Source organism: Pseudomonas sp. IT-P218 (assembly GCF_949767605.1).
GTDB lineage: Bacteria > Pseudomonadota > Gammaproteobacteria > Pseudomonadales > Pseudomonadaceae > Aquipseudomonas > Aquipseudomonas putida_AE.
The window spans coordinates 40,873-65,880 of record NZ_CATKQQ010000007.1 but is presented as its reverse complement, the minus strand read 5'-3'; the positions used below and the strand labels follow the sequence as shown (position 1 = coordinate 65,880).

28 protein-coding genes are annotated in these 25,008 nt (G+C 62.2%); 14 read left to right on the top strand and 14 right to left on the bottom strand.

Going from position 1 to position 25,008, the window contains the following annotated elements; translation table 11 throughout:
- Window positions 1–2 precede the first annotated feature (2 nt).
- Genes ACM6I6_RS05350 through ACM6I6_RS05325 form a run of 6 tightly spaced genes read left to right on the top strand, consistent with a single transcriptional unit; the run spans window position 3 to window position 6,063 of the window.
- On the top strand, window positions 3–2,921 hold the full coding sequence (locus ACM6I6_RS05350; protein ID WP_323608039.1) for a monovalent cation/H+ antiporter subunit A: 2,919 nt from the start codon (window positions 3–5) through the stop codon (window positions 2,919–2,921).
- Window positions 2,921–3,265, top strand: a complete 345-nt coding sequence (locus ACM6I6_RS05345) for a Na+/H+ antiporter subunit C (RefSeq protein ID WP_007986256.1) — start codon at window positions 2,921–2,923, stop codon at window positions 3,263–3,265. The genes ACM6I6_RS05350 and ACM6I6_RS05345 overlap by 1 nt, the downstream gene beginning before the upstream one ends.
- Window positions 3,262–4,947, top strand: coding sequence for a monovalent cation/H+ antiporter subunit D (locus tag ACM6I6_RS05340; protein ID WP_274077441.1), 1,686 nt, complete (start codon window positions 3,262–3,264; stop codon window positions 4,945–4,947). Before ACM6I6_RS05345 ends, ACM6I6_RS05340 begins: the two co-directional genes overlap by 4 nt.
- The gene (locus ACM6I6_RS05335) at window positions 4,944–5,432 is read left to right on the top strand and encodes a Na+/H+ antiporter subunit E (RefSeq protein ID WP_274077442.1); all 489 of its coding nucleotides are present in this window, start codon (window positions 4,944–4,946) and stop codon (window positions 5,430–5,432) included. The genes ACM6I6_RS05340 and ACM6I6_RS05335 overlap by 4 nt, the downstream gene beginning before the upstream one ends.
- Window positions 5,429–5,707, top strand: a complete 279-nt coding sequence (locus tag ACM6I6_RS05330; protein WP_008063386.1) for a K+/H+ antiporter subunit F — start codon at window positions 5,429–5,431, stop codon at window positions 5,705–5,707. The genes ACM6I6_RS05335 and ACM6I6_RS05330 overlap by 4 nt, the downstream gene beginning before the upstream one ends.
- Window positions 5,704–6,063, top strand: a complete 360-nt coding sequence (locus ACM6I6_RS05325; RefSeq protein ID WP_274077443.1) for a Na+/H+ antiporter subunit G — start codon at window positions 5,704–5,706, stop codon at window positions 6,061–6,063. The genes ACM6I6_RS05330 and ACM6I6_RS05325 overlap by 4 nt, the downstream gene beginning before the upstream one ends.
- A 186-nt stretch (window positions 6,064–6,249) precedes the next feature.
- Here ACM6I6_RS05325 and ACM6I6_RS05320 read toward each other — a convergent pair whose 3' ends face one another.
- The 4 genes from ACM6I6_RS05320 to ACM6I6_RS05305 all read right to left on the bottom strand — a co-directional run bounded on the left by ACM6I6_RS05320 (window position 6,250) and on the right by ACM6I6_RS05305 (window position 8,575).
- Window positions 6,250–6,687 (bottom strand): DUF3995 domain-containing protein, encoded by a 438-nt coding sequence (locus ACM6I6_RS05320; RefSeq protein WP_274077444.1) that lies wholly within the window; start codon window positions 6,685–6,687, stop codon window positions 6,250–6,252.
- A gap of 103 nt (window positions 6,688–6,790) precedes the next feature.
- Window positions 6,791–7,804 carry an ABC transporter substrate-binding protein gene (locus ACM6I6_RS05315; RefSeq protein WP_414919549.1) on the bottom strand — a complete coding sequence of 338 codons (1,014 nt, stop codon included), beginning with the start codon at window positions 7,802–7,804 and terminating at the stop codon, window positions 6,791–6,793.
- A gap of 118 nt (window positions 7,805–7,922) precedes the next feature.
- Window positions 7,923–8,126 carry a hypothetical protein gene (locus tag ACM6I6_RS05310; protein WP_274077446.1) on the bottom strand — a complete coding sequence of 68 codons (204 nt, stop codon included), beginning with the start codon at window positions 8,124–8,126 and terminating at the stop codon, window positions 7,923–7,925.
- Window positions 8,126–8,575, bottom strand: a complete 450-nt coding sequence (locus tag ACM6I6_RS05305) for a hypothetical protein (RefSeq protein ID WP_274077465.1) — start codon at window positions 8,573–8,575, stop codon at window positions 8,126–8,128. Before ACM6I6_RS05305 ends, ACM6I6_RS05310 begins: the two co-directional genes overlap by 1 nt.
- 430 nt (window positions 8,576–9,005) lie before the next feature.
- On the opposite strand from ACM6I6_RS05305, the gene ACM6I6_RS05300 reads away from it, so the two are divergent.
- The 3 genes from ACM6I6_RS05300 to ACM6I6_RS05290 all read left to right on the top strand — a co-directional run bounded on the left by ACM6I6_RS05300 (window position 9,006) and on the right by ACM6I6_RS05290 (window position 10,010).
- Window positions 9,006–9,245: a hypothetical protein gene (locus tag ACM6I6_RS05300; RefSeq protein WP_274077466.1), complete on the top strand. Its 240-nt coding sequence runs from the start codon at window positions 9,006–9,008 to the stop codon at window positions 9,243–9,245.
- A gap of 155 nt (window positions 9,246–9,400) precedes the next feature.
- Window positions 9,401–9,631, top strand: coding sequence for a hypothetical protein (locus tag ACM6I6_RS05295; RefSeq protein WP_274077447.1), 231 nt, complete (start codon window positions 9,401–9,403; stop codon window positions 9,629–9,631).
- A 139-nt stretch (window positions 9,632–9,770) separates the two neighbouring features.
- The gene (locus ACM6I6_RS05290) at window positions 9,771–10,010 is read left to right on the top strand and encodes a DUF2789 domain-containing protein (RefSeq protein WP_274077448.1); all 240 of its coding nucleotides are present in this window, start codon (window positions 9,771–9,773) and stop codon (window positions 10,008–10,010) included.
- A 2-nt stretch (window positions 10,011–10,012) separates the two neighbouring features.
- Here the strand turns inward: ACM6I6_RS05290 and ACM6I6_RS05285 are convergent, their stop codons facing one another.
- The 3 genes from ACM6I6_RS05285 to ACM6I6_RS05275 form a co-directional block, all read right to left on the bottom strand.
- Complete coding sequence (locus ACM6I6_RS05285) at window positions 10,013–10,222, bottom strand: hypothetical protein (RefSeq protein WP_406592481.1); 210 nt, start codon at window positions 10,220–10,222, stop codon at window positions 10,013–10,015.
- 120 nt (window positions 10,223–10,342) lie between these two features.
- Window positions 10,343–11,566: a methyl-accepting chemotaxis protein gene (locus ACM6I6_RS05280; protein ID WP_414919567.1), complete on the bottom strand. Its 1,224-nt coding sequence runs from the start codon at window positions 11,564–11,566 to the stop codon at window positions 10,343–10,345.
- A gap of 630 nt (window positions 11,567–12,196) precedes the next feature.
- Window positions 12,197–12,601: a TraR/DksA family transcriptional regulator gene (locus ACM6I6_RS05275; RefSeq protein ID WP_007935965.1), complete on the bottom strand. Its 405-nt coding sequence runs from the start codon at window positions 12,599–12,601 to the stop codon at window positions 12,197–12,199.
- Window positions 12,602–12,964: 363 nt separating this feature from the next.
- On the opposite strand from ACM6I6_RS05275, the gene ACM6I6_RS05270 reads away from it, so the two are divergent.
- A complete protein-coding gene (locus ACM6I6_RS05270) occupies window positions 12,965–13,579 on the top strand; it encodes a glutathione S-transferase (protein WP_323608028.1) in 615 nt (204 codons plus the stop codon).
- 271 nt (window positions 13,580–13,850) lie between these two features.
- Here the strand turns inward: ACM6I6_RS05270 and ACM6I6_RS05265 are convergent, their stop codons facing one another.
- Window positions 13,851–14,780, bottom strand: coding sequence for a hypothetical protein (locus ACM6I6_RS05265; protein ID WP_274077452.1), 930 nt, complete (start codon window positions 14,778–14,780; stop codon window positions 13,851–13,853).
- A gap of 319 nt (window positions 14,781–15,099) precedes the next feature.
- Between ACM6I6_RS05265 and ACM6I6_RS05260 the strand changes: the two genes are divergently transcribed.
- Together ACM6I6_RS05260 and ACM6I6_RS05255 are read left to right on the top strand one after the other, a co-directional pair.
- A complete protein-coding gene (locus ACM6I6_RS05260) occupies window positions 15,100–15,783 on the top strand; it encodes a response regulator transcription factor (RefSeq protein WP_020796732.1) in 684 nt (227 codons plus the stop codon).
- The gene (locus ACM6I6_RS05255; RefSeq protein ID WP_323628268.1) at window positions 15,761–17,155 is read left to right on the top strand and encodes a HAMP domain-containing sensor histidine kinase; all 1,395 of its coding nucleotides are present in this window, start codon (window positions 15,761–15,763) and stop codon (window positions 17,153–17,155) included. The genes ACM6I6_RS05260 and ACM6I6_RS05255 overlap by 23 nt, the downstream gene beginning before the upstream one ends.
- Before the next feature lie 137 nt (window positions 17,156–17,292).
- Here the strand turns inward: ACM6I6_RS05255 and ACM6I6_RS05250 are convergent, their stop codons facing one another.
- From ACM6I6_RS05250 to ACM6I6_RS05240, 3 genes are read right to left on the bottom strand one after another with little or no spacing between them, the layout of a single operon-like run.
- The gene (locus ACM6I6_RS05250) at window positions 17,293–17,703 is read right to left on the bottom strand and encodes an SRPBCC family protein (RefSeq protein WP_323608027.1); all 411 of its coding nucleotides are present in this window, start codon (window positions 17,701–17,703) and stop codon (window positions 17,293–17,295) included.
- A gap of 26 nt (window positions 17,704–17,729) precedes the next feature.
- Window positions 17,730–18,527, bottom strand: a complete 798-nt coding sequence (locus ACM6I6_RS05245; RefSeq protein ID WP_274077455.1) for an SDR family NAD(P)-dependent oxidoreductase — start codon at window positions 18,525–18,527, stop codon at window positions 17,730–17,732.
- A gap of 2 nt (window positions 18,528–18,529) precedes the next feature.
- Window positions 18,530–19,546 (bottom strand): aldo/keto reductase, encoded by a 1,017-nt coding sequence (locus ACM6I6_RS05240; RefSeq protein ID WP_323608026.1) that lies wholly within the window; start codon window positions 19,544–19,546, stop codon window positions 18,530–18,532.
- A 117-nt stretch (window positions 19,547–19,663) separates the two neighbouring features.
- On the opposite strand from ACM6I6_RS05240, the gene ACM6I6_RS05235 reads away from it, so the two are divergent.
- Entirely contained in the window at window positions 19,664–20,563 is a 900-nt protein-coding gene (locus ACM6I6_RS05235) for a LysR substrate-binding domain-containing protein (RefSeq protein ID WP_274077457.1), read from the top strand.
- A gap of 161 nt (window positions 20,564–20,724) precedes the next feature.
- A complete protein-coding gene (locus tag ACM6I6_RS05230; protein WP_274077458.1) occupies window positions 20,725–21,645 on the top strand; it encodes a LysR substrate-binding domain-containing protein in 921 nt (306 codons plus the stop codon).
- Here ACM6I6_RS05230 and ACM6I6_RS05225 read toward each other — a convergent pair.
- From ACM6I6_RS05225 to ACM6I6_RS05215, 3 genes are all read right to left on the bottom strand, one after another.
- Entirely contained in the window at window positions 21,566–22,159 is a 594-nt protein-coding gene (locus tag ACM6I6_RS05225) for a DinB family protein (protein WP_274077459.1), read from the bottom strand. The two genes, ACM6I6_RS05230 and ACM6I6_RS05225, sit on opposite strands and share 80 nt — an antisense overlap.
- 326 nt (window positions 22,160–22,485) lie before the next feature.
- The gene (locus ACM6I6_RS05220; RefSeq protein WP_323608024.1) at window positions 22,486–23,799 is read right to left on the bottom strand and encodes an MFS transporter; all 1,314 of its coding nucleotides are present in this window, start codon (window positions 23,797–23,799) and stop codon (window positions 22,486–22,488) included.
- Window positions 23,800–24,079: 280 nt separating this feature from the next.
- A complete protein-coding gene (locus ACM6I6_RS05215) occupies window positions 24,080–24,868 on the bottom strand; it encodes an SDR family oxidoreductase (protein WP_414919548.1) in 789 nt (262 codons plus the stop codon).
- Window positions 24,869–25,008 lie beyond the last annotated feature (140 nt).

The following is a 25,008-nucleotide window of genomic DNA, read 5'->3' as shown; positions in this document are numbered from 1 at the left end:
CTATGTCCCTGATAGTTCTACTGCTTCTGCCTTTTTTAGGCAGCTGTCTGGCAGCGGTGCTGCCACACAACGCGCGTAATACCGAATCACTTCTGGCTGGCCTGGTTGCCCTGATCGGCACTGTCCAGGTCGCCCTCCTGTACCCGCAAATCGCCCATGGCGGCGTGATCCGCGAAGAATTCTTCTGGCTGCCGAGCCTGGGTCTGAACTTCGTCCTGCGCATGGATGGCTTCGCCTGGCTGTTCTCGATGCTGGTGCTGGGCATCGGCACGCTGGTGTCGCTGTACGCCCGCTACTACATGTCGCCGGACGATCCGGTGCCGCGGTTCTTCGCGTTTTTCCTGGCGTTCATGGGCGCCATGCTCGGGCTGGTGATCTCCGGCAATTTGATCCAGATCGTGTTTTTCTGGGAACTGACCAGCCTTTTCTCGTTCCTGTTGATCGGCTACTGGCACCACCGCGCCGACGCCCGACGCGGCGCCTACATGGCGCTGATGGTCACCGGCGCGGGTGGCCTGTGCCTGCTGGCGGGGGTCATGCTGCTTGGCCATGTGGTCGGCAGCTATGACCTGGACAAGGTCCTGGCCGCCGGCGACATGATTCGCGCACATGCCCTCTACCCCATCCTGCTACCCCTGATCCTGATCGGCGCACTGAGCAAAAGTGCGCAATTCCCCTTCCACTTCTGGCTGCCCCACGCCATGGCCGCGCCGACACCGGTATCGGCCTATCTGCACTCGGCGACCATGGTCAAGGCCGGGGTGTTCCTGCTGGCCCGGCTGTGGCCGTCGCTGTCCGGCAGCGAAGAATGGTTCTACATCGTCAGCGGCGCCGGCGCCTGCACCCTGTTGCTCGGCGCCTATTGCGCGATGTTCCAGAACGACCTCAAGGGCCTGCTGGCCTACTCGACCATCAGCCACCTGGGCCTGATCACCCTGCTGCTGGGCCTCAACAGCCCGCTGGCCGCCGTGGCCGCGGTGTTCCACATCCTCAACCATGCCACCTTCAAGGCCTCGCTGTTCATGGCCGCCGGGATCATCGACCACGAAAGCGGCACCCGTGATATCCGCAGGCTCAGTGGCCTGTTCAAACTGATTCCGTTCACCGCGACCCTGGCCATGGTCGCCAGCGCCTCGATGGCCGGGGTACCGCTGCTCAACGGCTTCCTGTCCAAGGAGATGTTCTTCGCCGAGACCGTGTTCATCAACGCCACGGCCTGGATCGAAGCCACCCTGCCGATCGTTGCGACCATCGCCGGGACCTTCAGCGTCGCCTACTCCCTGCGCTTTACCGTGGACGTGTTCTTCGGCCCGACCGCCACCGACCTGCCCCACACGCCCCACGAGCCGCCGCGCTGGATGCGTGCGCCGGTCGAGCTGCTGGTGTTCACCTGCCTGGTGGTGGGGATCTTCCCGGCGCAAGTGGTCGGCCCGTTGCTCGCTGCCGCTGCGCAGCCGGTGGTGGGCGGCACCCTGCCGGAGTACAGCCTGGCGATCTGGCACGGCCTGAACGCGCCGATGATCATGAGCCTGGTCGCCATGTCCGGCGGCATTCTCTTGTACCTGCTGCTGCGCAATCAGCTCAAGCGCGGACGTTTCCGTTACCCACCGCTGATTGGCCGGTTCAACGGCAAGCGTCTGTTCGAACGCCTGCTGGTGATCAAGATGCGCCTGGCCCGGCGTCTTGAGCGACGGATCAGCACCCGGCGCCTGCAAACCCAATTGTTCCTGATGGTGCTCGCCGCCGTGCTGGCCGGGTTGATCCCGATGCTGCACAGCAGCCTGCATTGGGGTGATCGGCCGAAGATTCCGGGGTCGATCGTGTTCGTCATCCTCTGGCTACTGGCGATTGCCTGTGCCCTCGGTGCCGCGTACCAGGCCAAGTATCACCGCCTGGCCGCCCTGACCATGGTCAGCGTCTGCGGCCTGATGACCTGCGTGACCTTCGTCTGGTTCTCGGCCCCGGACCTGGCATTGACGCAACTGGTGGTCGAAGTGGTGACCACGGTGCTGATCCTGCTGGGCCTGCGCTGGCTGCCACGGCGAATCGAAGAGGTCTCGCCACTGCCGAGCAGCCTGCGCAAGGCGCGCATCCGCCGTATTCGAGACCTGCTGCTGTCGGCCGTGGTCGGCGGCGGCATGGCGTTGCTGGCCTATGCGATGTTGACCCGGCAGACGCCAAACGACATCTCCTCCTTCTACCTGAGCCGCGCCCTGCCCGAGGGCGGCGGCAGCAACGTGGTCAACGTGATGCTCGTGGACTTCCGCGGCTTCGACACCCTGGGTGAAATCACCGTGCTGGTGGCGGTGGCCCTGACCGTGTTCGCCCTGCTGCGACGTTTCCGCCCGCCGAAAGAAAGCATGCAGCTGCCAGCCCAACAGCGCTTGCTCGCGCCCGACGTGGTCACCGACCTGGTCAACCCGCGCCACGCCAGCGACACCGCACTCGGTTTCATGATGGTCCCGGCGGTGCTGGTGCGCCTGCTGCTGCCGGTTGCGCTGGTGATCTCGTTCTACCTGTTCATGCGCGGCCACAACCAGCCAGGCGGCGGTTTTGTCGCGGGCCTGGTGATGTCCGTGGCGTTCATCCTGCAATACATGGTCGCCGGCACCCAGTGGGTCGAAGCGCAAATGAGCCTGCGACCGCTACGCTGGATGAGCGTCGGCCTGCTGTTCGCCACCGTCACCGGCCTCGGCGCGATGGTCGTCGGCTATCCGTTCCTGACCACCCACACCTGGCACTTCGAGCTGCCGTTGCTGGGTGACATCCACATCGCCAGCGCCCTGTTCTTCGACGTTGGCGTGTACGCCGTGGTGGTCGGTTCGACGCTGTTGATCCTCACCGCCCTCGCCCACCAATCGGTACGGGGCCACAAGACCGCGGCCCAGCCAAAACCCGCCGTCATGAAGGAGGCTGTCTGATGGAAGAAGTCATCGCCATCGCCATCGGCGTCCTGGCCGCTTCCGGCGTCTGGCTGATCCTGCGTCCACGGACGTTCCAGGTGGTCATGGGCCTGTGCCTGCTGTCGTATGGCGTCAACCTGTTCATCTTCAGCATGGGCAGCCTGTTCATCGGCAAGGAGCCGATCATCAAGGACGGCGTGCCGCAGGACCTGCTGCACTACACCGACCCGCTGCCGCAAGCGCTGGTGCTGACCGCGATCGTCATCAGTTTCGCCATGACCGCGCTGTTCCTGGTGGTCTTGCTGGCCTCCCGGGGCCTGACCGGCACCGACCATGTGGATGGCCGGGAGCCTAAGGAATGAATCCGTTGTCGCACCTGATCGTCGCGCCCATCCTCCTGCCGCTGCTGACCGCCGCGATCATGCTGATGCTCGGCGAGAAACACCGCCCGCTCAAGGCGAAAATCAATCTGTTCTCCAGCCTGCTCGGGCTCGGTATTTCCGTCGTGCTGCTGCAATGGACGCAAAGCACCGACATCGCCGGCTCCATCGGCGTGTACCTGCCCGGCAACTGGCAAGTGCCGTTCGGCCTGGTGCTGGTGGTCGATCGCCTGTCGGCGCTGATGCTGGTGCTGACCGGCATCATCGGCGTCTGCGCCTTGCTGTTCGCCATGGCGCGCTGGGACAGTGCCGGTTCGAGCTTCCACGCGCTGTTCCAGATCCAGTTGATGGGCCTGTACGGCGCCTTCCTCACGGCGGACCTGTTCAACCTGTTCGTGTTTTTCGAAGTGCTGCTGGCCGCGTCCTACGGCCTGATGCTGCATGGCTCGGGGCGGGCGCGGGTATCGTCGGGGTTGCACTACATCTCGATCAACCTGCTGGCCTCGACCCTGTTCCTGATCGGCGCGGCGCTGATCTACGGCGTCACCGGCACCCTGAACATGGCCGACCTGGCGCTGAAGATCCCGCTGGTGCCGGAGGCCGATCGCGGCCTGCTGCACGCGGGCGCGGGCATCCTGGCGGTGGCGTTCCTGGCCAAGGCCGGGATGTGGCCGCTGAATTTCTGGCTGGTGCCGGCTTACTCCTCGGCCAGCGCGCCGGTGGCGGCGATGTTCGCGATCATGACCAAGGTCGGCATCTACACCTTGCTGCGCCTGTGGACCCTGCTGTTTTCCGGTCAGGCCGGCGCCTCGGCCTACTTCGGTGGTGACTGGCTGATCTACGGCGGCATGGCCACCATCGTCTGCGCGGCCCTGGCGATCCTCGCGGCGCAACGCCTGGAACGCATGGCCAGCCTGAGCATCCTGGTGTCGGCGGGGATCCTACTGTCGGCCATCGGCTTCGCTCAGCCCAACCTGATCGGTGCGGCCCTGTTCTATGTGGTCAGCTCGACCCTGGCGCTGAGCGCGCTGTTCCTGCTGGCGGAGTTGATCGAACGTTCGCGCTCGGCCAACGAAATCCCCCTGGAGGATGAAAACGAAATGCTGCCACGGCCGCTGGAGTCGTTGCATCCGGTCAAGGGCATCAACCTCGACGACGACCAGAAAGCCGTGGTCGGCCAGGTGATTCCCTGGACCATGGCGTTCCTCGGCCTGAGCTTCATCGCCTGCGCCTTGTTGATCATCGGCATGCCGCCGCTTTCCGGGTTCATCGGCAAGCTCAGCCTGCTCAGCGCCCTGCTCAACCCGATGGGCCTGGGCAACGGCAGCGACGCGCCGGTCTCGAATGCCGCCTGGGGCTTGCTGGCGCTGCTGATTCTCTCGGGACTGGCGTCGCTGATCGCCTTTTCCCGTGTGGGCATCCAGCGTTTCTGGACCCCGGCAGAACGCCCCTCGCCTGTGCTGCGGCGCCTGGAATGCTTACCGATTTTCGCCCTGCTGTGCCTGAGCATCCTGCTGACGTTCAAGGCAGAACCGCTGTTGCGCTACACACAAGCGGCGGCCAATGCCCTGAACAACCCGCAGCAGTATGTGATGGCCGTGCTCGGCACCCGTGCGGTGCCAAGCCCTGAGGCCAAGGCGGCGTTGCTGGAGGTGCAACCATGAAGCGCCTGTTGCCTGCGCCGTGGCTATCGCTGGCCCTGTGGCTGTTGTGGTTGCTGCTGAACCTGTCGCTGAGCCCCGGCAACCTGCTGCTGGGTGCCCTGCTGGGGTTTTGCGCGCCATTGATGATGCGCAAGCTGCGCCCGCTGCCGATCCGTATCCGCCGGCCCGGGGTGATCCTGCGCCTGTTCCTGCTGGTCGGTCGCGATGTGCTGGTATCCAACCTGGCGGTCGCCGTTGGCGTGCTCACTGCTGGCCGCCGACCACCGCGTTCGGCGTTCATCAAGGTACCGCTGGACCTGCGCGACGCCAACGGCCTGGCCGCGCTGTCGATGATCTGCACGGTGGTGCCCGGCACGGTCTGGTCGGAACTGGCGCTGGACCGCAGCATCCTGCTGCTGCACGTCTTCGACCTGGATGACGAAGCGCTGTTCATCCAGCACTTCAAGGCGACCTACGAGCGCCCCCTGATGGAGATCTTCGAATGAGCAGCTTGCTGTCGAACGCGATCCTGCTGAGCCTGTTCCTGTTTTGCGTGGCAATGATCCTGACCCTGATCCGCCTGTTCAAGGGACCGTCGGCCCAGGACCGGGTCCTGGCCCTGGACTACCTGTACATCGTGGCGATGCTGATGATGCTGACGCTGGGCATTCGTTATGCCAGTGACACTTACTTCGAGGCCGCGTTGCTGATCGCGCTGTTCGGCTTCGTCGGCTCGTTCGCCCTGGCCAAATTCCTCCTGCGTGGCGAGGTGATCGAATGAATGCGCATTTGTCCCTGTGGGTCGAAATACCCGTGGCCATCCTGCTGGTGCTCGGCAGCCTGTTTGCCCTGGTGGGCGCCATCGGCCTGGTGCGGATGAAGGATTACTTCCAACGCATGCACCCACCGGCCCTTGCCTCGACCCTGGGCGCCTGGTGCGTGGCCCTGGCCTCGATCATCTTCTTTTCGGCGCTCAAGTCAGGGCCGGTCCTGCATGCCTGGCTGATTCCGATCCTGCTGGCGATTACTGTGCCGGTGACCACATTGCTGTTGGCCCGGGCGGCGTTGTTTCGCAAGCGCATGGCTGGGGATGATGTGCCGGCGGAGGTGTCGAGTCGGCGTACGGAAAGTGGGTGACCGCGTGCACCTCCTGTAGGAGCGAGCTTGCTCGCGAAAAACCCGAGAGCACCGCGGGGTGTCAGGCTCCCCGCGTCATCGTTGACCTCCATCGCTCGGTCAACAAACAATAGGTCGTCTGTCAGGACGCTATCGCCGGCAGGCCGGCTCCCACAGTAGATCGGGCATGGCCGCGAGAAATGGGTTTCAGACCCACGCCACCGCCAACAACCCCGCCCCCAACACCACACACAACGGCGAGTAGACCCAGGTGTCCAGCCGCGCAAATCGCGACCCCTTGACCTCCTTGAAAAACCCCACCAGCTCCGAATCACCAATGGCCCGGGCGAACAGCAACAGCGCAATGACGCTGATCACCCACTGCAACCCTCGGTGATCAACCTGCGGCAGCCACCAGCCAACCCGCAGGCACACCAACAGGGCAATGATCAGCAACGCCGCCGCCACCAGCATCGTCATCCAGCCACGGGGCTGGAAGGCCGGCTGCAACCGCGTACCGCCCTCCACCGGCACCTGCGGCACCGCCGCCACGGCGGCCCATTCACCGCCAAACGCCCAATACAGGTGTACCAGAGCGATCACCGCAATTACCGTCGCCAGCCATTGAGCCAACACGAAGGTCATGGTCTGCAATCCTTGAAAGGGATTTGAACAGACTCATCCTAGTCGGCTTTTTTGGCCCTGCACGCACTCACACCCGCGACCCGACCAACGAGGCAGCCAGCGCCTACAGAGCGGCAGAAACCTTGTCCGCCACCTCTTGCGGCAACCACGCCTTCCAGACCTCCGGATGCGCCTTCATGAACGCTTCGGCGGCTTGGCGCGGTGGCGTGTGCTTTTCACTCATCTCGGCCAAAGCCCGGTTCAACGGGTCAATGGGGAAATCGACCTTGGCGAAGAACTCGGCAATTTCCAGGTGCTGCTTCTGGAACGGCGTGGACACGCCGATGGACAGCTTCGAGGGCAGCGAGCGGGTCGGTTGCGGATTCGGGTTGTCGGCGTCGGTCAGGGTTTTCCAGGCCTGCGCATCGAAAGGCGGTTCCTCCAGCTGGATCAACTTGAAGCGACCGAGCAGCGGCGTGGGCGACCAGTAATAGAACAGCACCGGTTTGCCCCGGCGAATCGACGAGCTGATCTCCGCATCGAGCGCCGCCCCCGAGCCGCTGCGGAAGTTCACATAGCTGTCCTCGAGCCCATAGGCCTTGAGCTTCTGCTTGTTGACCACTTCCGAGGTCCAGCCGATGGGGCTGTTGAGGAAGCGGCCCTTGCTCGGTGCTTCAGGGTCCTTGAACACGTCCTTGTACTTGGGCAAGTCCGTGACACTGCGCAAATCCGGAGCCATCGCCTTGATGCCCTTGGCCGGATCGCCCTTGATCACGTACTCCGGCACCCACCAGCCCTCGGTAGCACCCTTGACCGTGTCGCCCAGGCTCGCGACCTTGCCTTCGGCCTCCGCCTTGACCCAGACCGGGCTGCGTCCGGCCCACTCTTCGCCAATGACCTGGATGTCATTGTTGGCCAGTGCGGTTTCCAGGGTAATGGTGGTGCCCGGCAAGGTGTCGGTCGGCAGCCCGTAGCCCTTCTCGACGATGATCCGCAGGATATCGGTGATCAGGCTGCCGCTTTCCCAGTTGAGGTCGGCAAAGTGGATCGGTGCGCTGGCAGCCAGCACCGGAACGGGTGACGCCAACAATCCGAACGTGGCCACGACAGCGGCCAGCAACCGGCGAATGCCTTTCATGCTTGTGCACCTCGTGCTGTTCACAGCAATAGCAGGATGGCCTGGCAGAAGACCGCGAAGCCTCTGAATACTCAGTCAACTGACTGTAGTAGAGGTTCCTGCTTTCGAGGGACGGGGATCAGTTATCGGATATTTCCTGCAGGCGGGCCAGCTCTCTCCTGACCATGCTGGCGTACGCCGCGGGTTGCAACGCGTAGATCTGCGAAGCCACCCAGTTCAGCCAGGCACCTTGCAAGACGGCCTTGTGCTCGAACAGGCGCAGGGCCTCGGCTTGCGCGCTGGCCTGGTGCTGCTGGTGGAAATCGGCGCGGGGCAGGCTCACTACTCACTGGCCTTGAACGTCACCAGTTCACCCTTGCGCCATTTCGCGGCCTTGGCGGTCACGGCCTTGAGGGTCTTGGTCAGGCCTTCCTGCAACTGCTGGTGGGCGGCGAACACCGTCACCACGCTATGGCCTTCCTTGAACAGGATGGCATGGCCATCGGCGGTGGTCACGAAGGCGTAGTCGCCCAGGCCGTAGACCGTCAGCTTGATGTCGCGGAACTTGATTTCCAGCTTGCCGCCTTCGCGGCTGGGCAACACCGATGCGCTGAAATGATCGCCGACCTTGAGCTTGAGCCCCGGTTTATCGTCCACCACCAGCGCGGCTTCGGTGTCGATTTCGGCAACATAAATGCCTTCGGCGCTCTGTTCGGTAAGGTAAACGAAACGTGACTGAAACTGTTTAACCAGCTTTGCGCGCAAATCGCCCAGCACGAACAAAGCATGCATATCGAGATTACTTACTGCCAAGGAAACATCCCCACATCTGAAAATGACGCCGCACGCGAAAAAAGCGCGCAGCCAAAAAAGCGGCAATGCCGAGGTGAAGCCAGATAACCCGGGTTGAGATCCTGGGATGAGCAGAGTGCTGATCCCTCTCGAGGCTTGAGCAGATTACTGGATGCCGTTCACATCGTCTCGCCCGGCGTTCGACAAAGGCTGAAGGAAAAAGCCCTCGGAACGGCCAGAAAAATACGGACTATCAACTTTAGGGAAAAAACTCTTATAAAAAAGCACTTTTCTGACATATCGCCAGGCGAAAATTGCTTTAGATAACCCTTGTCCACCCACCAGTAAGGCTGATTCTAGAGCAGCGATGCTCACCGAGACTACCCATAACGACGAACATTACGTCGGCAAACCACGAAAAGGACTTCATATGTGCACACTGACACACTTTGCCCATCCCCAGGCATCTTACTCCAACACCCCATCTTCCCTGCACCCCGCGGTGTTTCTTGCCAGCGAAGCCGATGCTGCGCCGCCACGATTCCAGGTGGTCCTGGCGGGCAACGCTTTCTTCCATATCAAGGAAACTTCCACGGGACACGTAAGAGGTTTCCGCGGCGACCATAACCAGGCCTGCGCCCTCGCCCGCGCACTTGAGTCACGTATGTGACACATTCGTCCCGTTTTCCCCTTGAAGCTTTCGTCAGGCCGGCGACTTTACTCAGCCGCCGGCCTGCAACTGCTGCCATACTGCCCGACCAATCAAACGCGCCTGCCGGTGGCGGGCGCGTCAAACAACAATATTTTTCATGGGAAGGCTGCAACGTGACGGAATTTGATATCGGCGAGTTTTTCATCAGGGGCGAAGCCAGGGAAATCGACGGCGAATTCCAGGCCGTGATCGTGATGCGCGCCAAACCGCCGCTGAAAACCGTGACCTATCATCAGGTCGAGAAAGATCGCTGGTTCAAATCCTCCGACATCGCCGCCCTCGCCGCCCAGCAATCGGCCAGGGAACTCAAGGACGCCGTCGATGCGGGCGCCTTGAAAAGCTGACAGGCGAATTTGCGGTCTATGCTCACTGCTGCGTTTGAACATCGTTTTCGAACTTACTGAAGCCCGCCTCCCTCAGATGTAACGCAGGCGCGCTTCATATCTTTCACTCGACACGACCGATGACCGCAAGGAGATCAAGATGGAATCACCGACCCACGACCTGAAAGGCCTGTTCGACCAGCTCGGCCTGGACTCCAGCCAGCGAGCCATTGACGATTTCATTGCCGACCATTCCCCCCTGCCCGACGACAAAAAACTCATCGACGCCGATTTCTGGACCCCGCAACAGGCAGGCTTCCTCAAAGAACAATTGCGTGAAGACGCCGACTGGGCGCGGGTGGTCGACGACCTGAACCTGCGCATGCATCAGGTTCACTAGCCTCAGGCACAGTGCCGGCTGCCTGCCATTTCGGCGCGCAATTGCGCCAACCAGGCAGCCTTGCACTCTTCGGCTTCATAACGACTGGAATAGGCAGTGCCACGGCGTTCGCCATTGAGCAGCACCACCCAGCAGATGCTTTGGCCCAAAGCCCGCAGACTGGCGGGTACTCCGCTGCCGATCATGACCGCGACATCAACTTTATTGTGCATGCTGCGCCTCCAATTCCGTTAGCTACCTAACTAATAGAGGTATGGTAACGACTTCACAGGCATGCAAACAATATCGACTTTGTATAGCTTCGTTACCAAAATTGTAACAATAGCCTTCCATCATCGAGGGTTTTCCGGTTTGTAGCCCAGGCGCAAACCACCCCAATGGCGGCCCTTGAGCATGATCGGCACCGACAGGTCGTGCATCAGTTCGCCGGTGTCGCGGGTGTAGGTCTGCAACAGCACCGCCTGCTGATGACTGCCACAGCGGATCCCCGTGCGGTCGGCGAATTTGCGTTTGCTGCGGTTCTGCAGGGTATCGCGCTGTACGTCGCCGGTCAGTGGCTGGCTGAACGCCTTGTTATGCGTTGGCACATAGCCCTGCTGGGTGCAGGCGATGGCGAACACCAGGCCTTCGTGGCGTGGCAGCAGTGGCTCCTGGATCCCTGGCAAGACCTGATCGGTGTAGCGATCGAAACGCGTCCGGTATTTGGTCGGGTGGGTATCGGGGATCGCCTGATAATGGCGGTCGAACAGGTCTTCGAGGCTGATCTGCCCCGCCTCGATGTCGGCCTCGAAACGCGCGGCGATCAGGCTCGCGCCTTCCCGGGCCAGGTCGTAGATCCGCTGGTGGTAGTCATCCAGGCCGACTTCGGCGAGGCGCTCGCTGATGGTCTCGGCCTGGCCTTCCATCTGCACCGCTGCCAGGGCCAGGCGCTGGGTCTGTTGGTCGCTGATGGCCAGGTCGCTGCGCATCTGCTCGATGGCGTGAAACAGGCTATCGAGTTGTTCGCGGTTGGTTTCCGCACCGCGGGCGATCTCACCGACCTGGCTTTCGACGCTGGCAGCCAGGCGGGCGATATTTTCCAGGTGCTGGCCAGTCTGTTCGACCTGCTGGACCCCGGTGTCGAGGTCGCCCGACAACTGGCGGATCTGCTCGACCACTTGCGCGGTGCGTTGCTGGATATCGGCCACCATCTCCCCGACTTCGCCGGTGGCCGTGGCAGTGCGCGCGGCAAGCCCGCGGACCTCATCGGCCACCACCGCAAAGCCTCGCCCGTGTTCTCCAGCCCGCGCCGCTTCAATCGCCGCGTTCAAGGCCAGCAGGTTGGTCTGGCTGGCGATGGACTGGATCACCAGCGTGACCCGCTGGATCTCATCGCTGCGCAGGCTCAGGGCCTCGATCAGTTCACGGCTGTTGCTGGCCCGCTGGCTGAGCTGGTGCATGCGGGCGATGGACTCGATCAATTCGGTGCGCCCTGCCACGCCGCTCTGATGTGCTTCGCTCGCGGCACTGAGCGCCTGGCGACTGAGGGTGGAGGTGGCCTGCTCGGTGGCGATCATGACTTCGGCATTGCCGACGATTTGCGCCGCCGCGCCCAGTTGCGATTGCAACTTGTCCGCCAGCTGCTTGACCGAAAAGGCCACGCCAGCGGCTGACAGGGCGTTATGACTGGTGGTGTAGGAAAGTTCGCGGGTCAGCGCCGAAAGCGCGCTGGAGGTATTGGCAGGTACCGCTTCGGGCGATGCGCGAGTACGCAGGCGCGGCAGCCAGATGATCAGCACCGCCACAGGCAGGCCCAGGTAGAGCGACCAGCCGCCCAGGGTCATGCCACACAGCAACAGCACCAGGGCGATGCTTTGCAGAGTCGGCGTCAGCCAGCGGTTTTTCGGCAAAAGCACGGGTGCAGGCACTGCCGCATCCCGAGATCCGTCTCTCGTCATATTTGTCACCCCGCAAAATATTCTAGTTGTTGTCTTCGCATTAAACGCCGGCACAAGGCCATTATCCATGAGCCTTTAGTCGGGGACGTTGCAGCAGATCAATAGAAGTCAGCGGGGATTTGTGTAGACGTCAAAAAGCAAAGATCGCAGCCTGCGGCAGCTCCTACAGGGTTCGCTTAAACCTGTAGGAGTTGCCGAAGGCTGCGATCTTTTCAAGCAGCCCACCTTTAATGGGCTACTGCACGGGAATCAGGCCTGACGCTGGTGCTTGTCGATCTGCTCGTGACGCTCTTGAGCTTCGATGCAGTACTTGGTGGTCGGGCTGATCAGCAGGCGCTTGAGGCCGATCGGCTCGCCGCTGTCATCGCACCAGCCGAAGCTGTCTTCCTTGATACGTTCCAGGGCTTGTTCCAACTGGGGCAGCATGCGCTGATCGCGATCGATCGCGTTCACCAGCCAAGTGCGCTCTTCTTCGACGGAAGCGGCGTCAGCCGGGTCGGCCGGGGTGTCCAGGCTTTCGATGGCGATGCGGTTCTGCTCGATGCGCTCGTGGGTTTCGACTTTCATGTTCTGCAACAGCTCGGAGAAAAAAGCATGTTGCTCGGCATTCATGTAGTCATCCGCCGGCATGGCCAGCAACTTGTCCTTTGTCATTGATATCTCTATAAAAAAACGTGCATTAAGGCGAATTAGGGAGCGTTGCGGCGGACCATCGAAGGTCATCGCAAAGGCGCCGTTTATACCAAGCGCCACCCGGCACTCAATTTAAGAGGGGCGGCAGTCTAAGGCCGACTTGAGGCCTCAGCAACTGAAAAGACAGCGAATTTGTCCGACAAGGCCTCGAAAATGCTCTATGACAGGCATCCAGGCGGATATCGGAGTGCGTTTATAGCAAGAAATTCAATCCCGCACAGGGATATGCAAGACAAACCGCTGAGCTGCATGCCCCACTGTGCGGGTCGATCGGGCTCAGCTAAGGTTGTGGCTCGGCAAATGGTTATCTCAAGGAGCGGTTATATGAAGCTGATCGGCATGCTGGACTCACCTTACGTGCGACGCGTCGCCATTTCGGCCAAGCGCCTGGGCATCGACCTGGAGCAGCAATCGGTGTCGGTGTTCAGGACCTTCGAGCAGTTCAAGCAGATCAACCCGGTGGTCAAGGCGCCTACCCTGGTGCTCGACGATGGCGAGGTGTTGATGGATTCGACGCTGATCATCGATTACCTGGAAGCCCTGGCCGGGCCTGGCCGCAGCCTGATGCCCCAGAGTATCGAGCAACGCCTGCGTGCATTGCGCCTGATTGGCCTGGCACTCGCAGCCAGCGAAAAGTCGGTGCAGCTTTATTATGAGCGCAACCTGCGCCCGGCAGAGATCCAGTTCCAACCCTGGGTCGAACGCGTCGTGGGGCAACTGGCGGCGTCTTATTCGGCGCTGGAACGGGAGTTGGAAAAGCAGGCGCTGCCGAGTGACGGCTTGATTGGTCAGGATGGCATTACCCTCGCCGTGGCGTGGAGTTTTACCAATCTGGTAGTGCCGGATCAGGTTGATGCCGCGCAGTTTCCGCTGATTGCTGCGTTTACCGCTTATGCCGAGGGGCTTGAGGCGTTTGTTGCTACGCCGATTGATGGATGAATTTATAGCGCCTGATAAGGCCTCTTCGCGAGCAAGCCCGCTCCCACAAGGGAATGCGGTCCACTGTGGGAGCGGGTTTGCTCGCGAAGAGGCAGTTACAGCCAACATCAACGTAACTGTCGAAAATAAAAACGCCGCTCCTGCGCAAGGCAGGAGCGGCAGAGGCACAAGCCTCAGTAGATCAGTGCATGAACAGAGCGATCAGGATGATGATCGGGATAGGTACGCCGAGAAAGAACAACAATAATGAACGCATGATGATTCTCCTGGGTTAACGAATCGGTGCGGGGCTGACGTAGGTGTCGGTTTCCACATACACCACGGCATCCCGGCGACGACCGCCGAAGGTGGCGGCAAGGCTGGCGAAGAACGCACCGGCCAGCAGCGCGACGAACATCCACAAGGTGGTCCAGGCAGCGACTTTGGCGGCAGTGTCAGCAGCCTGTTGCGCAGCCAGCTTGGCGTCGGCCACGGCTTTTTGCGTACGGGCATAGACTTCGTCCACACGACGCTCCGCGTCCGCTTGCGTCAGGTTGGTCCGCTGCGCCACCAGTTGAGCCAGGTAGGTGCGGTCTTCAGGGGACAACTGGCCATCGCTCAGGGAACGTACGAAAATGCGCGTCACAGTGCCGCGGGCGGCATCATCGCTGACGGCAGCCGGACGGTCATCGCGAAACAGGCTGTCGATGTAGTAGCCGTACTGGTCGCTGTCGGTATTGGCTGCCGCGGTGCCTGCCGCCTGGGTCACGGCGTTGGCGGCGCCACCGGCGACCTGCGCCCCGGCTTGCACCCCGCCACTGACGATGCTGCTGACCGAGCCGGCCACCAGTGTCGCCGTCACCAGCGTCGCCACGCACCAGGCGAGAAAGCCGTGGGCGGTGTCGCGAAAGTAGACTTCATCGCCATGCATGTAAGCCCACTTCACCCGCAGCCGGCCTGCGATGTAGCCACCGGCCCCGGACGCAACGATTTGCGTGACGGCCAGCCAGACAATCGTCGAAATGCCCAGCCCCTTGGCGCTCATGCCTTCATTGGCCCACGGCGAAACCGCCGAGAACCCCAGGCCGAAACCGAGCAGTACCAGGATCAGCGACAACGCCGCGGCAGCCGCGGCCCCGGCGAATATCGCACCCCAGGACACGCCGGACACTGTGCTCGACTCATCCGTGGCGGGATAGAAACCCTCAGAGGATCTATTCATTGTTGTATCGCTCCAGGCAGAAAGATGGTGTTACAAGTCTCGAAAGAGCAATTGCAGTCACCGTGCCAGTCGCGTTTTTTTAATAAATCGTTGTCCGTCATATAGTTACAAAGTTTGAACTTCTACGGGCCATGCAATATGCAACGTAGGGGTCTGTTCAGCGGGTTTTATGCATTGATTTGAAAGATCAAAAGATCGCAGCCTACGGCAGCTCCTTGGGGTGGATAGTGCTTCAAATGAACTTTTATTTAGTAAGCCTGCGATCATTTCTTGGCAAAATGGCGCACAAACGTTGTGAACACTCAATCAGGCCAGCCCTATGACCCGCATCTTGACCATCGAAGACGACGCCGTGACCGCCCGGGAAATTGTCGCCGAACTGAGCAGCCACGGCCTTGACGTCGATTGGGTCGACAACGGTCGAGAGGGCCTGGAGCGTGCGGTCAGCGGCAATTACGACCTGATCACCCTCGACCGCATGCTGCCCGAGCTCGACGGCCTGGCGATCGTCACCACGTTGCGCACCATGGGCGTGGCCACGCCCATCCTGATGATCAGCGCCCTCTCCGACGTCGACGAGCGCGTGCGTGGCTTGCGTGCCGGGGGCGACGATTACCTGACCAAGCCCTTCGCCACCGATGAAATGGCCGCCCGGGTCGAAGTCCTCCTGCGCCGCCAGAACACAGTGACCGCGCAAGCCACCACGTTGCGGGTGGCGGACCTGGAACTGAACCTGATCAGCCATGAAGCCAGCCGCGACGGCCAGTTGCTGACACTGTTGCCCACCGAGTACAAGCTGCTGGAATTCCTCATGCGCAACACCGGGCAGATCCTTTCGCGGATGATGATCTTCGAAGAGGTCTGGGGTTATCACTTCGACCCCGGCACCAACCTGATCGACGTGCACATCGGCCGCCTGCGCAAAAAGATCGACCCACCTGGCAATGTCCCACTGATTCGAACCGTGCGAGGCTCGGGTTATGTCATTGCCGAACCCGTCTAAAGGCTGGCGCTCCTCCAGCAGTCGCTTGCTGGCGCTGTACAGTGCGCTGTTCGTGGTGTGGAGCGGGATCCTCATGGGGGTCATGTACTACGAGGTGTCCGCTTACCTGGACAACCTGGCCAAGCATTCGCTGATGCAACGCCAGCACCTGTTCTCGCGTTTCCAGGGCGAACAACTGGTGGACGCCCTCGCCGTCAGCATGACCTTCGACATCCGCGGCATCGACGCCTATGGCCTGTTCGACCGCCAGCATCGCTACCTCAGCGGTGCGCTGACCCATATCCCGCGCGGCTTGCCCCTCGATGGCAAGATCCACATGCTCAGCGACTGCGCCGACTCCGACGACCCGACGCTGCCCAACGACAGCTGCGACGCCGTGGCGACCCAGACCCGCGATGGTCTCTGGCTGGTGCTGGTGCGTGACAACGGCTCGCTGTTCGCCGTGACGCGGATCATTTTGCACGCGCTGTTCTGGGGGGTGACCCTGACCATCCTGCCGGGCATCGTCGGCTGGCACTTGTTGCGCCGCCGCCCGCTACGGCGGATTCGTGCGATCCAGGGCAGCGCCGAAGCGATAGTCAACGGTGACCTGACCCGACGCTTGCCGCTGTCCAATCGCCGCGACGAACTGGACATGCTCGCCGCCATCGTCAACGCCATGCTCGAACGCATCGAGCGCCTGATGCACGAGGTCAAGGGCGTGTGCGACAACATTGCCCACGACCTGCGTACTCCCCTGACCCGCCTGCGCGCGCAGCTCTACCGCATGCAACAACAGGCCGGCGAAGGCTCGGCGCAAGCGGCGCAACTGGACCTGGTGCTGGGCGAGGCGGATACGCTGATGGCGCGCTTTCGCGGCTTGCTGCGAATCTCCGAACTGGAGGATCGCCAGCGCCGTTCCGGCTTCGTGCAGCTCGACCCGGTGCCGTTGCTGCAGGAACTGCATGACTTCTACCTGCCCCTGGCGGAAGACGACGGCCTGAAATTTGAACTGCAGTTGCCGCAGTGGTTGCCACCGCTCAATGGCGACCGCGCCTTGCTGTTCGAGGCGGTGGCCAATCTGTTGAGCAACTCGATCAAGTTCACCCCGCCCGGTGGCCAGGTGATTTTGCGTGGGCTCAATGAAAACGGGCATACCCGCATCGAAGTGCTCGACTCCGGCCCGGGTATCCCGGAGGAAGAACGGGTGGCGGTGTTCCAGCGCTTTTATCGCGCCGAGGCGGGCAACCAGAAAAGCGGTTTTGGCCTGGGATTGTCGATCGTTGCGGCGATTGTCAGCCTGCACGGGTTTACGCTGGAAGTGGGTAACAGCGAACTGGGTGGCGCGCGGTTGGTGCTTGATTGTCGGCAGAGTCTGATTGCTACGACCTGACCCAAATCTCCCTGACAACCACGATCAAATGTGGGAGCGGGCTTGCTCGCGAAGAGGGAGTGTCAGACACCATTGATGTTGTTTGACACTCCGCCTTCGCGAGCAAGCCCGCTCCCACAAAGGGATATGTGGTGTTGTCAGGTTGGGTAGTTGGCCCGCAGGGCCTCGAGGCCGCCCTGATAGATCCCGGCAAACAACGCCACCACTTCCTCATTGCTCACACCCACCGGCTCGAACCGGCCGGACCAGGTCACCCGGGCCCCGCCGCCCTGAGCTTCGACCTTGATCGTCGCCAGGTACTCCGTCGCCGGAAACGGCGCCTGCTCGATCGAGTAACTGTAGGTCTTGCCCTCGTTGTCAAACGCTTGCAGCCGCTCGATCACCACAGCGCCGTCCGCCGTCTGCAGGCTACGCACCCGCCCGCCTTCGCTGAGCTCACTCTTGGGAATGAACGGCAGCCAGTCCGGCAGCGAGTTGAAGCCGCCGATCAATTGCCAGACCTGATCGGCCGAGGCCGGGATGTCGATGGTTGCTGATGCAGTTGCCATGTAAAGCTCTCTCTCAATGAATAAGGTCAGATGGCCATGCTGTCGACGACGCCGCCGTCGACTCGAAGCGCCGCGCCCGTGGTGGCCGAGGATAGCGGAGAAGCAATGTACGCCACCAGGTTCGCCACTTCCTCGACATTCGCCACGCGCTGGATGATCGACGTCGGCCGCGCCTTGCGCACAAAGTCGTCGGCCTCTTCCTGGACACTGCGACCGGACGCGGCAATCGCATCCTTGAGCATCAGCTCCACGCCATCGGTCAAGGTCGGGCCCGGCAGGATCGCATTGACCGTCACCCCGGTGCCCGCCAGCCGCTTGGCCAGGCCGTGGGACACCGCCAGGTTGGCGCTTTTGGTCACGCCATAGTTGAGCATGTCCGCGGGGATCGCGATGCCGGATTCCGAAGACAGGAAAATCACCCGCCCCCAGCCCTGCTTGACCATGTCCGGTACGTAATGCCGGGACAGGCGCACACCGGAGATCACGTTGACCTCATAGAAGCGCGTCCACTCGCTGTCGGGCGTGTCGAAGAAATCCACTGCGTTGTAGATCCCCAGGTTGTTCACCAGGATGTCTGCCTTTGGTTCGGCGGCGAACAGTTGTTCCGCGCCTTCAGCGGTACCGAGGTCGGCCGTCAGCCCGCGCAGTTGCGCATCGGGCACCTGCTGGCGAATGCTCGCCAGCGCCTGCTCGACCTTGGCCGCCTCGCGGCCGATCACCACCACCGTGGCACCGGATTCGGCCAGTGCCTTGCTGATGCCCAGGCCAATGCCGGCGGTGCTGCCGCTGACAATCGCCAGTTTTCCACTCAGATCGATTTTCATGCTCAAGCTCCAATGATCGGCAAGGGTGCGCGCTCGGACACCAGCTTCGCTTCACGCATCGCTTGCCAGAAAGCGGCGGGAATCACCGTCGACAAGGCGGCCACATCTTCAGCAATCCGCTGCGGGCGACTGGCGCCTGGAATCACCGCGGCCACGGCCGGGTTGGCCAACGAGAACTGCAACGCCGCCGCCTTGATGTCGACACCGTGGGCCGCCGCGATGCGCTTGATCTGCTCGACCTTGCTGACGATCGCCGGGCTGGCCTTCTGGTATTCAAAGTGCGCGCCACCGGCCAGGATGCCCGAGCTGTAGGGGCCGCCGACCACGATCTCGACGTTCTGCGCCAGCGCCGCGTCCATCAAACGCTGCAACGCGCGGTCATGGTCGAGAAGAGTGTAGCGACCCGCCAGCAGAAATCCGTCCGGCTGCGCTTCGCTCAGATCAAGGGTCAATTCGCACGGCTCGACCTTGTTTACCCCCAGGCCCCAGCCCTTGATCACGCCTTCTTCGCGCAAGCGGGTCAGCACCTTGAAGGCACCGGTGCGGGCCTGGTTGAAGTACTCCAGCCACTGATCGCCGTAGAAATCCTGGGCGATGTCATGCACCCAGACGATGTCCAGGCGATCGGTTCGCAGGCGCTTGAGGCTGTCTTCGATCGAACGCAGGGTCGCGTCGGCGCTGTAGTCGTTGACGATCTTGTTCGGGCGACCGTGTTCGAACACCCCGCTTTTCTCACCCAAGTCGCGTGCCGCGGCGTCTTCGACTTCATCGAGGATCACCCGGCCGACCTTGCTGCTGAGCACATAGTCGTCGCGGTTGTAGCGGGACAACGCCTCGCCCAGGCGAATTTCCGAAAGACCGGAACCGTAGAACGGCGCGGTATCGAAATAACGCACGCCGGCCTCCCAGGCGGCGTGGACGGTGGCTTGCGCTTCTTCCTCGGGAATGGCGCGGAACATGTTGCCCAATGGCGCGGTGCCGAAACCCAGGGCGCCGGGCAGTTTGTCTTTCAAGCTCATACGTGAATCCTCTTGGTGTCAGTGGTCAGTTCAAATGACCGATGAGCCAATCCTAGATTGCCGTCTTCGGACCGTCCAAGACATAATGTGCAGCACTTGAGTCCCTATAGGTCTTACATGATCGACATCCGCCAATTGCGCTACTTCGTCGCCGTCGCCGAGGAAGAACACGTCGGTCGCGCCGCCGAACGCCTGCACATTTCCCAATCGCCCCTGAGCCGGCAGATCGCCCAGCTCGAAGAGCGCCTGGGCCTGACCCTGTTCGAGCGCAGCCAGCAACGCATTCGCCTGACCCGCGACGGCCAGACCTTCCTCGCCGAAACCCGTGCCCTGCTCACCCACGCAAACCGCCTGGAATCCCTGGGTAAACGCCTGGGCCGCGGCGAAGAAGGCGGCCTGTGCATCGGCTACATCGAAAACGCCATGCACGCCGGCGTCCTGCCCAATGCCTTGCGCGTGCTGCGGGTCGATCGGCCGAACGTGCACGTCGCGCTGTACAACCAGAGTTCCGCCGAACAACTCGAAGGCCTGCGTCAGCGTAGTCTGGATATCGCCCTGGTCAGCGAACCGCCGACAGACGACGACCCCGACCTGCTGGGCTTCCAGGTGCTGGACGATCCGATGCTGCTGGCCCTGCCCGAGGACCATCCGCTGGCGCAGCAGGCCGTGCTGACCCCGGACGATCTCGCCCACCAGGAATGGATCGGCGTGCAGCACCACCAGAATGTCAGCAGCCGCGAAAACTTCGTCAGCGCCTGCATCCGCGCCGGCTTCACCCCGGATATCCGCATGGAAGCCACCGGCCCCTTCACCGCCATGGCCCTGGTGGCCTCGGGACTGGGCATCGCGATGATTCAGAAAGGCTTGAGCCGCAACGCACCGCCGGGCGTGGTGCTGCGGGAAGTGCCGTGGATTGCCCTCACCAGGCCGCTGTGGGCGGCGTGGCACCGGATCAATCTGCGGCCCTTGGTGGAGACGTTCAGGAAGGTGCTGACGGATTCAGAATCCAGCACATGACAAAATGTGGGAGCGGGCTTGCTCGCGAATGCGGTGTGTCAGACACATAAATGTCGACTGACACTCCCTCTTCGCGAGCAAGCCCGCTCCCACAGGTTGCGCGTCTTTCCTGAGGGTTTGGTGCTTTACTGAAAAGACTCCAAACCCAGCGAGCCCCCACCATGAACCGCAACGACCTGCGCCGCGTGGACATGAACCTGTTGGTGATTTTCGAAACCCTGATGTTCGAGAAGAACCTGACCCGCGCCGGGGAGAAGCTGTTCCTCGGCCAGCCCGCCGTCAGTGCGGCGCTGGCGCGGTTGCGGGATCTGTTCGACGATCCGTTGCTGGTGCGCAACGGGCGGGTGCTGGAGCCGACCCCGCGGGCCCTGGTGATTCTCAAGGAGCTGCAGCCGGCGATGGACACCATTTCCGGGGCGGTCAGCCGGGCCAAGGATTTCGATCCGTCGATCAGCCGCGATGTGTTTCGCATCGGCCTGTCCGACGATGCCGAGTTCGGCCTGTTTCCGCCGCTGCTCAAGCAGATTCGCGAGGAAGCGCAGAACGTCGTGGTGGTGGTGCGCCGGGTCAATTACCTGTTGATGTCGTCGATGCTCGGCAGCGGCGAGATTTCCGTCGGCATCAGCTACACCACGGAGTTGCCGGCCAACGCCAAGCGCAAGAAGCTGCGGGATCTGAGTGTCAAGGTGCTGCGCGGCGATGACCGACCCGGGCCCCTCACCCTGGATGAATTCTGCGAGCGTCCCCACGCGCTGGTGTCGTTTTCCGGGGACTTGAGCGGCGCCATCGACAATGACCTGGCGCGCATCGGCCGCTCGCGCCGGGTGGTGTTGGCGGTGCCGCAGTTCTCGGGCCTGCGCGCCTTGCTGGCGGGCACCGACATGCTGGCCTCGGTGCCCGATTACGCCGCCTGTGCGTTGATCGATGGCAGCAGCCAGCTGCGCGCCGACGACCCGCCGTTTGAGATCAACCTGTCCGAACTGTCCATGGTCTGGAACGGCGTCAACGATAACGATCCGGCAGAACGTTGGTTGCGCTCGCGAATAGTGGAGCACATGTCGGCGCCACTGCCGGGGCATTGAGCGAGTTGAAGTGCGGGTCGGTCTCGCGCAGGTAGACCGGCAAGTCCGTCATCGGCGGCATGGCCGGGATCTCGAAGTACATCTGGATCACCCAGCCCCGGTGATAGCTGGCGTGGTTGACCACGTGCATCAGCATCGCGCCGGCACTCATGGTGCCGCTTTCGCCAGAAACGAAAGTGAACCTGACGGGTTTGTCCAGCGAAGCATCGGTCTGCCTCGTGCTCCAGTTGCAGTACCAGCGATCTGCGTCCTGTTGCGCCAGGCGCAGCACCGCCAGTTCAGGGTGCACCAGGTCATGGGAGGTCTTGAAGCCGTGCCCTCGGCCTTCGAGGTGAGCCTGCCAGATTCGGTCCACCACGTAGATGTGATTGAGCGTGCCGATGATGTTCTTGAAGACCCCGGCACGTTCTTTTTCGACTTCCCCCGGCGGCAGCAACGCCAGGTTCTCGAACAGGCGCTGGTTGGCCCATTGCTTGTAATCGGCAAGCATGCGGGCAGTGCGTACGTTGATCATCAGACTTCTCCGATGGCGAAGAGCACATCTTCCAAGGATAGCGCTATCCGCGGGCTGTGGCGCAGCCGCTGATCATCGGTCACCCCTCTCCTGTAGGAGCGAGCTTGCTCGCGATTGTCGTCAACGATGACGCTGAGTTCCTGACACCCAGCAGCGCTCTCGGGTTCTTCGCGAGCAAGCTCGCTCCTACAGGTGGTCCACCACCCGTTCGGCCAGTGCCAGGCAACTGGTCAGGCCCGGCGATTCGATGCCGAACAGGGCCGAAACGCGCTTGGCCACCGAGAGCAAGGGTCATGTGCACGCGTCCAGCCCGTCGTTTTCCCATATCAAACCAGCCCTCGCTCCCGGTAATCGATCAGGCTGGAGAATATCGCCAGCAGCATGGCCATGACCACGAAGAAGATCAGCACCAGGAAATACGAGCCGGTGAACTGCACGATCAGGCCGATCAGGATCGGCACGATCACCCCGGCCATGTTCCCGCAGAAATTCATGGTGCCGGCCAGTACACCGGTTTTCGAGGTGCCGCCGAGGATCGACGGAATGCACCAGTACATGCCGCACCAGCGAATGAAAAACATCGCCACGCACAGCAGGCCAATCGCCTGGCTCGCCTGGGCGGTATAGGCCGTGGCCAGCATGCACAGCGCCGCGACCAGCGCCGAACCGCTGAACATGCTGCGCATCACCAGGTTGGGCGAGGCGCCGCTGGATTTCCATTTGTCCCCCAGGTAGCCGCCGACCAGTTCGCCGATGAAACCGCACATGAAAATCAGGAAGGTCGCCCCGCCCATGCCGGAAATGTTCAGGCCGTGGGTCTGGTGCAGGTAGCTCGGCATCCAGGTCAGCAGGCCGTAGAACACACTGAGGATGCAGCAGTAACCGGCGAACATCGCCAGCACCGAACGGTCCTTGAGCAGTTCCTTGAACGGGATGCTGGTGACGGCGCCGGGCTGGCTGAGCGTGGCGTTGCCTGCGGTGATGTGCGCGAGTTCAGCGGCATTGACACCTGGATGCTCGCTGGGGTGGTTGCGGATGTATTTCCAGGCCAGCACGCCGGCGAGCATGGTGCCGACCCCGGCGATCACGAAGGCGATGCGCCAGGAGTCGAACCAGCCGATCAGCCCGGCAATGATGATCGCACCGAAGGCACTGCCCAGCGGCGCACCGCCATCGACCAGCACCGCGCCGCGTCCGCGTTCGTTGGGGGTCAGCCAGGCGCCGTTGAGCTTGGCGCCGGCGGGCATGATCGGCGACTCGGCGACGCCCAGGCCCATGCGCGTGATCAGCAGGGTGATCCAGTTGTGCGCCCCGGCGGCCAGCGCCTGGAACGCGCCCCAGGCGACGGTCGCGACGACGATGACGCGGCGGGTGTGGAAGCGGTCCAGCAGCATGCCGCCGGGAATCTGCATCAATGCGTAGGACCAGAAAAACGCGCTGAGCATCAGGCCTTCGAGGGCCGGCGGAATCTGGAACTCGCTGGAAATCAGCGGCAAGGCCACCGACAGCGAGGCGCGGTCGATGTAGTTGATCGCGGTCAGCAACAGCATGATGAGGAATATCCGCCAACGCACGTTGGTGGCGCGTTCGGTTGCGGACGCGGCTGGCAACGCCAGGCTTTCGGCACTCGGATTGTTCATGTGGGGCGCTCTTATTGTTGTGGAGACGAGCTGCCCGATGCCTGTCATTCAAGGTTGTGCATACCGCATTCTCCTGTGGGAGCCAGCCTGCTGGCGATGGCGGCAGCACATCCAACATTTATGTGACTGACCCACCGCTATCGCCAGCAGGCTGGCTCCCACAGTTTTTTGCGTCTTGGCTGACCGGCATGAGGCAAGCGGCCCCACTCTAATCACGCCCCCGAGTGCTGAATAATGATGGGATCTGATTGGGGGATCACCCACGGTCATCCCCCGCCGATCAGAACGTACCGGGATAACTGCCGCCGTCCAGCAACAGGTTTTGCCCGGTCAGGAAACCCGATTGCGCGCCGCAAATGAACGCGCAATAAGCCCCGAACTCATTGGGCTGGCCGAAGCGCTGGGCCGGGACGTTTTTGCGCCGCTGTTCGGCAATGCTTTCGACGCTGCTGCCATTGGCCTCGGCGGCGGCATTCAGGGTCTTGTGCAAGCGTTCGGTCTCGAACGGCCCCGGTAGCAGGTTGTTGACCGTGACGTTGTTGCCCGCCAGTCGCGCCTGACGCGCCAGCCCGGCGATGAACCCGGTCAGGCCGCTGCGGGCGCCATTGGACAGCCCGAGTACATCGATCGGCGCCTTCACCGCGCCGGAGGTGATGTTGACGATGCGCCCGAAACCACGCTCGGCCATGCCATCGACACAGGCCTTGATCAGTTCGATGGGCGTGAGCATGTTGGCGTCCAGCGCCTTGAGCCAGTCTTCGCGCTGCCAGTCGCGAAAGTCGCCCGGAGGCGGCCCGCCGGCGTTGTTGACCAGGATATCCACCTGCGGACACGCCGCCAGCACCTGCGCGCGCACCGCAGGTGTGCTGATGTCCCCGACCACGGTGCGCACTTCGATGTTCGGCGCCAGGCCGCGCAACTCATTGGCGGCGGCCTGCAAGGTGTCGTTGCCACGGGCGTTGATCACCAGGTTGACGCCCTCCTTCACCAAGGCCCGCGCACAGGCCAGGCCCAAGCCCTTGCTGGCGGCGCAGACAATCGCCCAGCGCCCCGAAATACCCAAATCCATGTCCATGCTCCTGACTGTTCAAAGCGCCCACGTTACCACCGCGCAACCGTCGCTCGGGGGATGACAAAGCGTGATCGGTGTATCAGGCCTTTTCATTATCGACAGCCAGCAGCGCTCATTACTGTTGCGGGACCAACAAG

Coding starts and splice junctions, on each gene's coding strand:
- ACM6I6_RS05350 (WP_323608039.1), top strand. CDS start 3: ATGTCCCTGATAGTTCTACTGCTTCTGCCTTTTTTAGGCAGCTGTCTG.
- ACM6I6_RS05250 (WP_323608027.1), bottom strand. CDS start 17,703: ATGGCAACTGCATCAGCAACCATCGACATCCCGGCCTCGGCCGATCAG.
- ACM6I6_RS05225 (WP_274077459.1), bottom strand. CDS start 22,159: ATGATCAACGTACGCACTGCCCGCATGCTTGCCGATTACAAGCAATGG.
- ACM6I6_RS05325 (WP_274077443.1), top strand. CDS start 5,704: ATGAATGCGCATTTGTCCCTGTGGGTCGAAATACCCGTGGCCATCCTG.
- ACM6I6_RS05275 (WP_007935965.1), bottom strand. CDS start 12,601: ATGACAAAGGACAAGTTGCTGGCCATGCCGGCGGATGACTACATGAAT.
- ACM6I6_RS05315 (WP_414919549.1), bottom strand. CDS start 7,804: ATGAAAGGCATTCGCCGGTTGCTGGCCGCTGTCGTGGCCACGTTCGGA.
- ACM6I6_RS05320 (WP_274077444.1), bottom strand. CDS start 6,687: ATGACCTTCGTGTTGGCTCAATGGCTGGCGACGGTAATTGCGGTGATC.
- ACM6I6_RS05245 (WP_274077455.1), bottom strand. CDS start 18,527: ATGAAAATCGATCTGAGTGGAAAACTGGCGATTGTCAGCGGCAGCACC.
- ACM6I6_RS05335 (WP_274077442.1), top strand. CDS start 4,944: ATGAAGCGCCTGTTGCCTGCGCCGTGGCTATCGCTGGCCCTGTGGCTG.
- ACM6I6_RS05215 (WP_414919548.1), bottom strand. CDS start 24,868: ATGGATTTGGGTATTTCGGGGCGCTGGGCGATTGTCTGCGCCGCCAGC.
- ACM6I6_RS05340 (WP_274077441.1), top strand. CDS start 3,262: ATGAATCCGTTGTCGCACCTGATCGTCGCGCCCATCCTCCTGCCGCTG.
- ACM6I6_RS05260 (WP_020796732.1), top strand. CDS start 15,100: ATGACCCGCATCTTGACCATCGAAGACGACGCCGTGACCGCCCGGGAA.
- ACM6I6_RS05255 (WP_323628268.1), top strand. CDS start 15,761: ATGTCATTGCCGAACCCGTCTAAAGGCTGGCGCTCCTCCAGCAGTCGC.
- ACM6I6_RS05290 (WP_274077448.1), top strand. CDS start 9,771: ATGGAATCACCGACCCACGACCTGAAAGGCCTGTTCGACCAGCTCGGC.
- ACM6I6_RS05235 (WP_274077457.1), top strand. CDS start 19,664: ATGATCGACATCCGCCAATTGCGCTACTTCGTCGCCGTCGCCGAGGAA.
- ACM6I6_RS05265 (WP_274077452.1), bottom strand. CDS start 14,780: ATGAATAGATCCTCTGAGGGTTTCTATCCCGCCACGGATGAGTCGAGC.
- ACM6I6_RS05280 (WP_414919567.1), bottom strand. CDS start 11,566: ATGATCGCCACCGAGCAGGCCACCTCCACCCTCAGTCGCCAGGCGCTC.
- ACM6I6_RS05345 (WP_007986256.1), top strand. CDS start 2,921: ATGGAAGAAGTCATCGCCATCGCCATCGGCGTCCTGGCCGCTTCCGGC.
- ACM6I6_RS05305 (WP_274077465.1), bottom strand. CDS start 8,575: ATGCATGCTTTGTTCGTGCTGGGCGATTTGCGCGCAAAGCTGGTTAAA.
- ACM6I6_RS05285 (WP_406592481.1), bottom strand. CDS start 10,222: ATGCACAATAAAGTTGATGTCGCGGTCATGATCGGCAGCGGAGTACCC.
- ACM6I6_RS05230 (WP_274077458.1), top strand. CDS start 20,725: ATGAACCGCAACGACCTGCGCCGCGTGGACATGAACCTGTTGGTGATT.
- ACM6I6_RS05240 (WP_323608026.1), bottom strand. CDS start 19,546: ATGAGCTTGAAAGACAAACTGCCCGGCGCCCTGGGTTTCGGCACCGCG.
- ACM6I6_RS05220 (WP_323608024.1), bottom strand. CDS start 23,799: ATGAACAATCCGAGTGCCGAAAGCCTGGCGTTGCCAGCCGCGTCCGCA.
- ACM6I6_RS05270 (WP_323608028.1), top strand. CDS start 12,965: ATGAAGCTGATCGGCATGCTGGACTCACCTTACGTGCGACGCGTCGCC.
- ACM6I6_RS05330 (WP_008063386.1), top strand. CDS start 5,429: ATGAGCAGCTTGCTGTCGAACGCGATCCTGCTGAGCCTGTTCCTGTTT.
- ACM6I6_RS05300 (WP_274077466.1), top strand. CDS start 9,006: ATGTGCACACTGACACACTTTGCCCATCCCCAGGCATCTTACTCCAAC.